The following is a 12,637-nucleotide window of genomic DNA, read 5'->3' as shown; positions in this document are numbered from 1 at the left end:
GGGAGAGCGTCCAGCGATAGCGGTCTGGACCGAACGGCAGCTCGCGGCGTTCCTGGCCGGCGTGGCGCAGGACCGCCTGTATGCCGCCTGGTGGCTGGCCGCGCTGCGGGGCCTGCCCCGGGGTGAGCTGGCCAGGCTGCACTGGACGGATGTCGACCTGCACGCCACGGAGCTGACAGTGGCGCAGCAGCGGGTGCACGCCGACGGCCGACAGCGAACGGGATGACCTCAGGCAAACCTTCATCAGCCGAAGCCGATCAGGAGGGACGACCATCATTTGCATCATCGGGGTCATCGATGCCGACTGGTGACGAGCCAGCCCTGGTACTGCGCGTTGTCGCGTGGAAGGAGAGCGCCCTGGGGAGGGCGAACACGATGACGCCTTCGCCCATAGCGGCTACGGCCAGAATCGGCTCCACGGGAACTTCGTACGGACCTGTGGCCGATTCCGCAATGTGTGGCGTCAGCCACGCTGAGCACATGAGCCCGAGTCCGATACTTATGGGGATTGCCAATATCAGCCTGAATGCTACGAGTCTCCGCCGGCCCCGCATTCGACGATGCAAGAGAAAAACCAGACATGGGTACACCAGCGTTAGACAGACCACCGGCAACCAAATGAGAGTCTTCGAGTAATCCGGCGACGTCAGATGGTGCTCCCTGTCCAAGATGTCAAATCGCGGATCCGACGATGGAGGGCCATCAATGATCGCTCGCGATCTGACATAGAGCCCTTTTTCGTTGAGCCTCTTGACTTGCTCCCAGCCAATTGGTCCGGGCGTGTCCACCAACCATTCTCTCCACTGTCCTCCATTTTCGACTAATCCAGACCCTGGAAAGGAGACGGTGGGAGGGATCCGATCGCGCCGGATATCAATGGACACACCAACTATCTTCACCGTATCAGCGAATCTACTCCCGGCTTTAAATTTGCCCAGAGCTGCTCGAATGGCGTCATATTTACCTGCCACGACGAGGAGTTCGCCTTTGGCTGTCGGATACCTGCCGCGTACCAGCGGATACATTCCGCGCGTTATTGGATCTCTCAGATCCAGTTCCGCGACCGCGCCGGGCCAACCCGGCCAGGGTCCATTATCGACGCTGAAGGGTATTGCCCTGCCACCTTCAGGCAACATGGCCTCGATCTCGTCACGAGTGTAGGGCTTTCGCGTCTCGGAGCGGTCTCTCAGCGGGTACAGCTCATAACCATTGCCGTCTTGCTCGGCCGGCACTGTCGACTCAGAGTCATATATCCGCGCGTCCGCTGCGCCCATGTCCCAAGCAATACCTTCGCGTGGAGAGACATGTGTGGTTGCCTGCCCGGTGAGTATGGCGCTGAATACAGCCATTGGCAAAGCAACCACAAGGATCGAAGCGATCCTCTCCCGCCGGCCCGACTTTGAGTTCGCTCGCAGGCCTTCAGAGAGTGCCATCTCCATGCCTCCCGTCCGTGGCAATAGCCTCGATCAGCGCTCGCAGCGAAAACTAGAGCGGCAGATACCAGAACAAATCCGGAGTTTCGTACGGCGGCTGCGTAAGGGGGCTTTGGTATCCCTTCCTATGTATAAGAATTCCGAACGCGCTCACATTTTCCTTGATCTTGTCCGCGCCGGCACCTTCAAATATCTTTGACAACCCTTGAATCGCAGCGCAACTCCCAGCCAATTCCGGAATGCCCCATACTGCTGTACACATAGTGAAGCCGGCATCGACCAGGTTCGGCATCTTATAACCCTCGTTCTTATAGTTCTCCAGGTCTTTTGTGCTGACATAGTAACTGCACTTGGTATGCGTGCTCGCGAAAATGTCTTTGCCGTCCTTCTTTATTTCACATATGGCCGAACTTTGATTCCTCCAATCCACCCCTCCAGAGCACGGTTTAGCACACTTCTTGGACCCCTCCCAGGCTGCCGTGCATACGTCTGCGTCTTCGAACCAGCCAGTCCTTACATCCCTGAGACAATACATCCTCTGCAGGCTTCCGAACGAGCAGCTGTAAATCGATGCATTTGAATTATTCAGGCACGACATGTATCCCTTCAGAGTCGTCCTGCAGTCATCCGGCTGCAGCAAGTTGGATGCATCACATCGATACCCGAGTTCCGCGTAATTCGCACACTTCGAGTCGTGGCCGTCCCAGTTGTCCCCGGCGTTTCCGAGCTTCTTCATACATCCATAGAAGTGTTCCCGGGTACCACCGCATTTTCGAGTGTCGTTCGCCCCGTAGTCGTTTAGGCAGTCGCGCCAGGACCGTTCGGCGCCAGCGCATGTCTTCTTGTCGATGTTCTGGTTCCGGCATGCCATATAGTAGCTCGCCGACTGGTCACACTGCTTCTGCGTGGAGCCGTTCTCGTTCCTGCACGTGATGTAGTCGCCCGCCATATCGACACAGGCAGACGTCGATTTCTTGGGATAGACGCAGTGCGTATACCGCTTGTCCAGGTCCTGGCATTCCTTTGTGGTGACCTTCAGCGTATTGCATGCCTCCTTCCATTTCTTCGAGCCGGTCTTCGCGTCCTTAATTGTCTGCAGGGCCGCCTTGCACTTCTTCTGGCTGGGCTTCTTCGCGCAGGAGGCGTGGCCGGTGGGGTCGGTATTGGTAAGAGGATTGTCGTTGGCGTAGGTGTAGCGGTTGAGCTGGACGCTGGGATCCGGGTTCTGGAGGAGAGTGTCGCGGCTGATGAAGCTGCCGGTGGCCGGCTGATACCAGCGCGACGCCATGTTGACCTTGCCGGTGTCGGGATCGGTGTAGCCGCCCTGATAGCCGAGCGTGTGCGCGGCACCGCTACGAGCGGTCACCTCACCGAAGGGGTTGTAAGCGATGGAGTCCACCAGCGCGGTCCCTGTGTTGGTGAACGTACCGATCAGGTCCCCCCGAAGATCGCAGAAGGCGAACTGTGCGCCGGCACCGTCAGACAGGCTGAGCGTATGACCGGACGGATCCCGGCCGAACGTTGCCTGGGCGCCGCTGGAGGTGTCGGTGGCGGCGATCAGGTTGTTGGTCTGGCCGTCGTACGTCATCCGCGTGGTCTTCCCACTGTAGGTGCGGGTTTCGACCCGGTCGAGGGCGTCGTAATCGTAAGCCACGCCGTCGTCGCTGACCATGCGGTCGAAGGCGTCGAACTTGGCGATGCGGACCATGCCGCCGCCCTCTTCGGCGAGGGTGCCGCGGGCGGTGTAGGTGTAGGTCCGGCCATCGCCGGAGGTGAGGCGGTTGCGTTCGTCGTAGGTGTAGGTCTTGTCCCCGGCCTTGACTCGGTTGCCGGCCGCGTCCCAGCCGTAGTCGGTCTTGACCCCGCCAGGGTCGGTCCAGGAGGTGAGCCGGTTGGCCCAGTCGTAGGTGTAGGTGTTCTTCCCGGCGCCTGCCGTACCGGCAGTGGTCTTGGACGTCATGTTGTCGTCCAGGTCGTAGCCGTACTCGATGGACGCGATCGGCGCGGCCGAAGATGTGGCGAGGCTGTCCGTGGTGAGACGGTTCAGGTCGTCGTAGGCGTAGGTGCGACGGACGCCGTTCGTGCCGTAAGCCATGCCGGTCAGGCGGTTGGCCTTGTCGTAGCTGTAGCCGATGGTGGTGGCCGAGACGGGATCCACCGCCTGGGTGAGCCGGTCACCGTCATCCCACGAGAAGGTGGAGGTTCCGGTCCCGTCGGTGCGCTGGACGAGCCGCTTGTTGGCGTCGTAGGCGTAGACGTTCAGGTCGCCGGCCGTGGCGCTGCTGGACTTCAGCAACTGGCCGCGGTCGTTGAGGGTGAAGGTCAGATCGTTGGCAGTGATCATTCGTCCGGCCTGGTCATAGCCGAACGTCTTGGCCTCGGTCTCGGCCTCGGCGCCGGTGCCGGTCTGCTTGATCAGCCGGTTGAGCTCGTCGAAGGTGCGCTCGACCCGTACCCCGCCGGGGGCCACGGTGACGGTCGGATTGCCGCCCGCGTCGTACGTGGCGGTCCAAGTGCGGTCCTTCAGGTCCGGGTGCTGCGCAGTGGGGGGTTCGATCACCGTCTCCACCAGGCCGAGGCTGTTGTAGGTGGTGTAGGTGGAGTGACCGCGCCCGTCGGTGGCGCGGGTCTGCGCGCCGGTGGCGTCGTACCCGAAGGTGCTGGTGATCTGCTCGGACGCGGAGACCGGCTCGACCAGCTGGGTCAGTCGGTTAGCCGCGTCGAAGGAGCGGGTGACGGTGTGTCCCTCACCTGATGTGCTGCTGATCGGGTTGCCGGCCAGGTCATAGCCGGCCTTCCGGGTACGCAGCACCTTTCCGTTCGCATCCAGCTCGCGGCTCTCGGTCATGCGGCCGGCCAGGTCGTAGACGGCCTGGGAGGTGAGCCCGAGTTCGTTCGTGGTCGTGGTGGCGCGTCCGGCCAGGTCGTAACCGAAGGTGGTCGCGTTCCCAAGCGCGTCGGTGTGCTTGACCATCGAACCGACCGCGTCGTAGGCGCGGGTGGAGAAATCACCGGTGGGGCGGGTGGTCTTGGTCGGTCTGCCCGCGTCGTCGTACTCCACCTTCGTGACGTAGATGCCGGGGGTCGGCTTGCGCTCGATCGTGGAGAGCGTGATCTGCCGCCCGAGGTCGTCGTAAGTGGACTCGGAGCGGGCTCCGTTCGGCTCCACGGTCCACAGCGATTCACCGAGTAGGTCGTAACCGAAGGTCCAGGTCCCGGCGGCGGCGCCGTTGGCGGGCGGGTCGGTGACCTTCACCTTGCGCCCCAGCAGGTCATAGAGGGTGGTGGTGATCTGGCCCCGCTGGTTGGTGGCCTTGATCACCTGGCCGGCGGCGTCGTACTCCGCAGTCGTGGCCGGGGTGATCGGCTGCCCGCCGGGCGGCGTGTAGGCCGGCAAGGTCTGCGCGGTGACACGCCCGGCCCGGTCGTAGGTCGTCGTGGTGGTACGGCCTTCGGCGTCGACCTGATGGGTGCGCTGGCCGAAGGTGTTGTAGCCCAGCTTGGAGGCAGGCCGCTCGGTGACGGCGGCGCCGCCGTTGCGTTCCGCCTGGACGGCGGGTAGCTGCAGCAACACCGGCAGCCCGGCCGCGTTGTAGGACACGCTGGTGGTGAAGTCGGCCGCGTTGGCGCCCGAGGCGTTGCCGCGCGGGTCGGTCAGCGCGGTCACCAGACCACGATCGTCCACGGTGAGAGTGGTGACCAGATCGGCGCCGTCGTTGCGGACGGTCTGCCGGATCGGATGGTTGAGCACGTCATAGTCATATTCGGAGACCTCGCTCCGGCTGGTGCCCGCGCCGGTGAGCGTCGCCCTGGTCACGTTGTCGTTCGCGTCGTAGGCCAAGCTGATCTTGCGCGCCAGCTTGTCCGGGTCCACCACCTGCGAGATGATCCGCCCGGCGGCGTCATAGGCGGCATCGATGCGCAGCGTGCCGCCGTCCGTGGTCTGTCGAATCAGCTGCCCTGCCGGGTCGTACACTCGCGAGTCCAGCACGACGTCGCGGCCGGTGGCGGAGTCGTTCAGCTTGGCGCTCTTGGCGACCTGCTCGAACGGTAGGTCGTCAGCGTAGTAGGTGTAGGCGGTGGTGCGGCCCATCACGTCGGTCTTGGACGCCACCCGGCCCGCCGAGTCGTAGGCGATGGACTCCATCACCACATCAGTGGCCGGCTGGGGGTCGAGCGGACTGCCCGTCCATCCCTTCAACACCGTGGTGGCGAGCTCGCCGCGCGGCGTGTAGGTATAGGCCAGCGTGGCACCGCGCGCGTCGGTGGACGTGACCTTCAGGCCCTCGGCGTCGTAGCCGAACCTCGTGACCCCGCCTTCGGCGTCGGTGATCGTCTCCTGCCGCCCGTTGGTGTCGTAGGTGTAGGTCGTCGTCCGCGATGCGTCCCCACCCGTCAGATCCGCATTGGTCTCGGTCAGCAGCAGCTCGTCGGCATCGTAGGTGGCCGACCATTTCAGCGTATGGGTCTTGCCGGTGACCTCGTTCTTATCCCCTGGCCCCACCTTGGACAGCACCTTGCCCATGCCGTCGTAGCTGATCGTGGTGGTCACGCCCTCGGGGTACGCCTGGGAGATCTCGGTGATCGCAATCTCTCGGCCGAGCGCGTCATAGGTGTGCTTCTTCACCAGCCCGGACGGCAACGTCTCCGTCGCGAGATCACCGGTGGCGTTGTAGGCGAAGGTGGTCTCGTTGCCCTTGGCGTCCTTGGCCGACTTCACCAGGCCCGCGGGCATGGTGCCGCCGCCGACCGCGGGCTCGGTACCGTCCGTGTAGGTCCTGCTCGTACTGCGGCCGGCCGGGAAATCCTCCGTGGCCGGAGTGGTGACCTTGATCTCTTCGCCGAACGCGTTGTGCGCCCACGAGGTCATGTACGTCTCGTCGGAGGCCGAGGCCGAGCGGCCGTCCCGCTGGGCGGTCTTCACATCGTTGCGCGGGTCGAACCGCTTGTCGGTGTCGACGAAGTAGTTGTAGTACTCCGTCGAGCAGTTCGCACCCGCCGTACGGCAGGTCCTCTTCGACAGCAGGTTCCCGCGGGCGTTGTAGGCCAGCTCCACCACATTGCCGTTCGGGTCGAACATCTTGGCCGGATATCCGCCCACGTCATAGGTCCACTTGGTGGTCGCGCCGACCTGGTCGGTGACCGACACCTGCCGGTAGCCACGCTGCGCGTCGGCGACGTAGGTGACGACCCCGTTGTGCGGGTCGGTCACCGTCACGGTGGCGAAGGTCGAGATGGTGGTCTGCTTGGCGTACACCGGGTCCGACAACTTCCAGGTACCGCCGTTGTGATCGGTGTGCGTCACCAACCGGCCGCCGTCCGGGTTGTAGACGTTGACCGCCCATACCCGGCCCGACGGCTGGGTCACCTTGGTGAGCTGCGGCTGCGGCTTCCCTGCCGCGAAGTGCCGCCGCGCGGCCGCCTCGCCCAGCGGCCTGCCGTAGACCGCGACCTCGTCGATGTCGCCGTTGAACGGGAACAGCGCAGTGCTGGTCGTGGTGGACGGCCAGGCCGTGGAGGCGTACCCGGAGCCGATCCGGGTCTCCACCATGTCACCGTGCTGGACCTCCCCTGCCAGCGTGCCCACCGCAGCACCGTCCAGGTACAGCGTCTGGGTGTGCTCGGCGGGGGCCGTGCTCGAGGCCGGCTTGTTCTCCACCGACGACAGCACTACGTGGTGCCAGGCTCCGTCGTTCACGACGCCGGTCGAGGTGATCGGGGTGTGCGCGACGGTGGACTGGCCGGTGAAGAACTGGCCGCGCAGCTTGCCGTCGGTGCCGACATACACCGCCGGAGTGAACGCCGACGGCACGCTGTCACCCGCGCTCTGCATCCCGATGACCGTGCCGGACGCGGTGGTCCTGAACCACGCCTCAACGGCCAGGTCGCCGCCCTGACCGCTGATCGCGTTGCGCGGGAGCTGCACGAAGGTCGAAGTCGCCGCTCCCTTGAAACGCATCGCGGTGTCCGGCGAGCCTGCCAGCGCACCCGGCACCTGGGCGCCGAGGTCGGCCGGGGTGGTGCCGTTCAGCTTGGCCTGCTCCTCGGTGATGTTCCAGCCCGCCGCGCTCGCGACAGTGGTGCCCGTACGGGTCTCGCTCTGGTTCAGCCGGTAGTAGTACTCCGGCCCGGAATCGGTGATCACGCTCTTGTATCGCGAGGCCGTGCCGTACCCGTAGGTCGTGCAGGCCGTCGCCGAGGTCGGCGGGCACACCTTGACCAGCAGATCGCCCTCGTAGGTGTAGGTCCAGGTCAGCGGGTTGCCGTCCACCGGGTCGGTGGACACGCTCGCGACGTGGTTGCCCGCCCAGGTGAACGTCAGCGACCTGCCGCCCGTCGCGGTCGCCTTGGTCAGCTTGCCGTCGGTGCCGCGGGTCAGCTCCTGGGCCCGCCCCCGATGATCGGTGATCTTGGTGAGCAGGCCGGACGCGTCGAACCAGTAGGAGGTGGCCGACTTGTCCATCAAGCGCCAGCCACCGGTCTGCTCGGCGGCCATCGTCGCGAACGTCCCCGACGGCGGCGCGTACGCGCCGTTGCCCGTGGGCGCGAACCGCAACTGCTCGCCGCCCGGATACGTCACCAGCAGGCTCCCTGTCGGCTCCGGCTCGATCCGCATGTCCCAGCGGGTCGTCCAGCCGGCGCCGAAGATCCCGTCGATACGCGGGTCCAGGCTGTTGTAGGTGCGGCTCACCGACAGCGGCGGGCCCACCACCGCCACAGAGGCGTCCGTTGCCGTGGACGCGTAGTTACCCGAGACATGGTTGAACTCGCGGCCCTGCGTGCCTGCGGCCAGCAGCCCGTTGATGTTCGCCTGCTCCGGCACCAGAGTGAAGGTCCGCCAGGAGGAGGTGACCGTGGTGTAGGTGGTGGCGGCCTTCGCCATCCACGAGTACGTCTCGCCCCACTTCAACCGCTCGTCGACAACCTGCCAGGCACCCGCCGTGGTCCAATCCTTGGTCTCCGCCGCGGAGTCCTTGCACCAGCGCCAGTTGGGTGCGCTGCCCGCGCAGATCTGGAACCAGTACTTGACCTCACCCTTGTTGAAGGGCCGCGCGTTCGCCGACAGCACCGGCGTCAACGAGCCCACCTGGCTGTTGTTCGCCGGGGAGAACGACTCGAACGGCAGCGCCGTCACGGTCGCGTACACCCAGTCCGACCAGGGACCCGACACTCCCGAGGTGGTCGTGGCCCGTGCCCGCCAGCGGATGTGCCAGCCGTCGGTCAGCTTGTCGGCCGGTACGGCGGTCCAAGCGTTGGTGCCGGAGGCGTACTCCTTGTCCGAGGAGCCCGACCAAATCAGGCCCGTGCCCTCGTCGCCGGTGGCCGGGTCGTGCTCCATCTCGACATCGAGCTTGCTGGGCCGGTTCTCGGGATCGGTCACCTTGGCGTACATCCACGGCGTCAGCGACTCGGCGGACCACGAGGTCGTGCCGCGGATCGCCGGGTTCATCCCCAGGCCGTCGATGCTGGGCTTGCGGAGGTCCACGGTGCCGTTCTGCCAGGGGGACCATTCGCCTTCAGCGCCGGCGGTGGTAATGCCGCGTACCCTCCAGCGGACCTTCATCCCGTCCGACAGTTTCCCTGCCGGGACCTGCACCCAGGCGTTGCCACCCGAAGCGTAGGAGGTGGTGCCCTTGCCAGACCAGATCAGACCCGTGCCCTGCGCCGGGACGGCCGGGTCGTTCTCGATCTCGGCCCCCAGCACCAGCTTGGAATCGCCGGCGTCGGTCACCTTCGCGTACAACCACGGTGTGACGGACGCCAGCGTCCACGAGTCGGTGCCACGAGTGGCGGGCACCGCGCCCAGGCCGTTACCCGCCGTTCCGCTCACCGCGACGGTGGACGCCTGCCACTCCGTCCATGGGCCCACGACCCCATCGGAAGTGGACACCCGGACGCGCCAGCGAACCAGCCAGCCGTCCTTCAGCTTGCCCGCCGCTACCGCGGGGGTCTGCAACCAGCACTTGCTGGTCGTGTAACAACCACTGCTCGACACCGTGCCGGTACCGGACCAGATCAACCCTGTGCCCTGGGTGGTGACCGACGGGTCGTGCTCGACCTGCGCCTCCAGGCGCAAGGTCCGCGAGTCGGGGTCGCCGCCGTACGCGTAGAAGGTGGGCTGCGTCGAGGTCAGCGTCCACAGTCCTGACGTCTGCTGTCCTGGGGAGGCCGTCGCCTCCGAGACCACGGGCTTGGAGGCGTCCACCCGCGTGGCCTGCCACTCCGACCACTGACTGGCCACTCCGTCGGCGGTGGAGACCCGTACGCGCCAGCGGACCTGCCAGCCGTCCTTCAGCTTGCCGGCCGTCACCGCGGGGGTCTGCAACCAGCACTTGCTGGTCGTGTAACAACCACTGCTCGACACCGTGCCGGTACCGGACCAGATCAACCCTGTGCCCTGGCCGGTGGCTGACGGGTTGTGTTCGATCTGGGCCTCCAGGCGCAACGGCCTGGAGTCGGGATCGCCGCCGTACGCGTAGAAGCTCGGCTGCGTGGATGGCAACGTCCACAAGCCCGCCACCTGCTGGCCCGGCGAGGCCAGCAGGTCCGACACCACCGGCTTGGAGGTGTCCACCCGCGCGGCCTGCCACTCCGACCACTGACTGGCGACCGCGGCTGCCGTGGACACGCGCACGCGCCAGCGGATCAGCCAGCCGTCCTTCAGCTTGCCCGACGTCACCGCAGGGGTCTGCAACCAGCACTTGCTGGTCGTGTAACAACCACTGGTCGACACCGTGCCGGTGCCGGACCAGATCAACCCTGTGCCCTGGCCGGCGGCTGACGGGTCGTGCTCGATCTGGGCCTCCAGGCGCAGCGCGCGTGAATCGGGGTCGCCGCCGTACGCGTAGAAGGTGGGTTGCGTGGACGGCAACGTCCACGAACCGGCCGCCTCCTGTCCCGGCGAGGCCAGCAGGTCCGACACCACCGGCTTGGAGGTGTCCACCCGCCCGGCCTGCCACTCCGACCACTGACTGGCCACCGAGCCGGACGTGCTCACCCGGACGCGCCAGCGGATCAACCAGCCGTCCTTCAGCTTGCCCGCCGTCACCACGGGGGTCTGCAACCAGCATCTGCTGGTCGTGTAACAACCACTGCTCGACACCGTGCCGGTACCGGACCAGATCAACCCTGTGCCCTGGGTGGTGGCCGTCGGGTCGTGCTCGACCTGGGCCTCCAGGCGCAACGCCCGGGCGTCGGGGTCGCCGCCGTAGGCGTAGAAGGTCGGCTGCGTGGACGGCAACGTCCACAGCCCCGCGACCTGCTGGCCCGGCGAGGCCAGCAGGTCCGACACCACCGGCTTGGACGTGTCCACCCGCGCGAACTGCCACTCCGACCACGGGCCGGACACCAACGCGCCCGGAGCGGCGGTGGACTGCACCACCGCGCGCACCCTCCACCGGATCTGCCAGCCGTTCTGCAACCCCGTCACCGCGGGCGACTCGTGCAAGGCCGAGCACGTCTGGTTCGTGAAACAGGTGTCACCGAACGTCGTGCCCTGCCCGGTCCAGATCAGACCCGTACCCTGGCCGGTCGCCGCCGGGTCGTGCTCGACCTCCGCCTGCAGCACACCGGGCCGCCGGTCGGCGTCGGAGATGGCGGCGGTGAAGGACGGGTTGGTGCTCGGGAGTATCCACTTGCCGGACACCAACTGGCCGACAGGCGCGGACACCGTGCTCACGGCAGGGCCGGGCGGGATCGTCTTGGAGATAGTCGTGTCCACGCGCGCCGACACCCACGCGGACCACGGCCCCGACGCCCCAGACGTGGTGGTGGCGCGGGCGCGCCAGCGGATCTGCCACCCGTCGGTCAGCTTTCCTGCCGGTACGGCCGCCCAGGCGATCGTACCCGTCGCGTAATCCTTGTCCGAGGAGCCCGACCAGATAAGCCCGGCCCCCTGCCCGGCGGCAGCCGGGTCGTGCTCGACCTCCACGTTGAGCTTGCTGGACCGGTTGTCCGGATCGGTCACCTTGGCGAACAGCCACGGCGTCAGCGTCCCCGCCGTCCACGACGCGCTGCCCGGCAGCGCCGGGTCCATGCCCAGCGACTCGACCGACGGCTTGTTGAGGTCGATGCGTGCCTGGGTCCAGTCCGACCACGGGCTGATGGCTCCGGTGGTGGTCTCGGCACGAGCCCGCCACCGGATCCTCATCCCATCGGTCAGCTTCCCGCCCGGCACCTGCACCAGCGCGTTGTCACCGGAGTGGTACGGCTGAGCGCTCTTCCCCGTCCAGATCAGGCCGCTGCCTTGGCCGGTCGCGGCCGGGTCGTGCTCGATCTCCACGGCGAGCAGGGAATCCCTGGTCTCCGGGTCGGTCACCTTCGCGTAGAGCCATGGCGAGGTCGCCGCCGCCGTCCAGCTTCCGGCGTCCCAGGTCGCGGGAGTCATCGACAAGCCCGACACCGACGGTTTGCGCAGGTCGATGCTGGTGGAGGTCCAGTCGGTCCATGGGCCGAGGGCGCCGGTGGCGGTCTCACCGCGTACGCGCCAGCGGACCTTCATCCCGTCGGTCAGCTTTCCTGCGGGGAGTTGCACCCAGGCGTTGCCGCCCGAAGCGTAGGAGGTGGCGCCCTTTCCCTCCCAGATCAGGCCCGTACCCTGCCCGGTCGCGGTCGGGTCGTGCTCGACCTGCGCCCACAGTTTCGAAGCACGCGAATCAGGGTCGCTGACCTTGGCGTACACCCATGGCGTCACCGACGACGCCGTCCACGACGTCGCACCCTTGGTCGCCGGGGTCAAACCGGCGTCGGAGGCGGCGGGCTTCGTCACGTCGACGGTGGCGCTCTGCCAGGATGACCATGTGCCCTCCACGCCGGCGGTGGTGACGCCGCGTACCCTCCAGCGGACCTTCATCCCGTCCGCCAGTTGCCCGGCCGGGACCTGCAGCCAGGCATTGCCGCCCGAGGCATAGGAGGTGGTGGCCTTGCCGGACCAGATCAGTCCCGTGCCCTGCGCCGGTACGGCCGGATCGTGCTCGACCTCCGCAGCCAGCACCAACTTCGAACCACCGGCATCGGTCACCTTCGCGTACAACCACGGCGTGACGGACGCCAGCGTCCACGAGTCCGTCCCACGCGTCGCAGGCACCGCACCCAGACCGCTGCCCGCCGTGCCGCTCACCGCGACCGTCGACTCCTGCCACTCCGACCACGGACCGGCCACCCCGTCGGAAGCCCGGACGTCACGTCGGCCACCGCCAGCTCCG

The 12,637-nt window shown here is 66.5% G+C and carries 3 protein-coding genes; 1 reads left to right on the top strand and 2 read right to left on the bottom strand.

The window, feature by feature from the left end:
* The first annotated feature begins 61 nt into the window (after positions 1 to 61).
* Positions 62 to 226 carry a hypothetical protein gene (locus AB0J64_RS20710; protein ID WP_364028969.1) on the top strand — a complete coding sequence of 55 codons (165 nt, stop codon included), beginning with the start codon at positions 62 to 64 and terminating at the stop codon, positions 224 to 226.
* 31 nt (positions 227 to 257) lie between these two features.
* On the opposite strand, the gene AB0J64_RS20705 is transcribed toward AB0J64_RS20710, so the two are convergent.
* Entirely contained in the window at positions 258 to 1,439 is a 1,182-nt protein-coding gene (locus AB0J64_RS20705) for a hypothetical protein (RefSeq protein WP_364028967.1), read from the bottom strand.
* A gap of 46 nt (positions 1,440 to 1,485) precedes the next feature.
* On the bottom strand, positions 1,486 to 12,594 hold the full coding sequence (locus AB0J64_RS20700; RefSeq protein ID WP_364028965.1) for an RHS repeat-associated core domain-containing protein: 11,109 nt from the start codon (positions 12,592 to 12,594) through the stop codon (positions 1,486 to 1,488).
* Between the last annotated feature and the right edge of the window lie 43 nt (positions 12,595 to 12,637).

The sequence above is a fragment of the Nonomuraea sp. NPDC049695 genome (assembly GCF_040674955.1).
GTDB classification, from domain to species: Bacteria; Actinomycetota; Actinomycetes; order Streptosporangiales; family Streptosporangiaceae; genus Nonomuraea; species Nonomuraea helvata.
The sequence above is the reverse complement of the archived record's forward strand: the minus strand, read 5'-3'. Positions and strand labels throughout refer to the sequence as shown.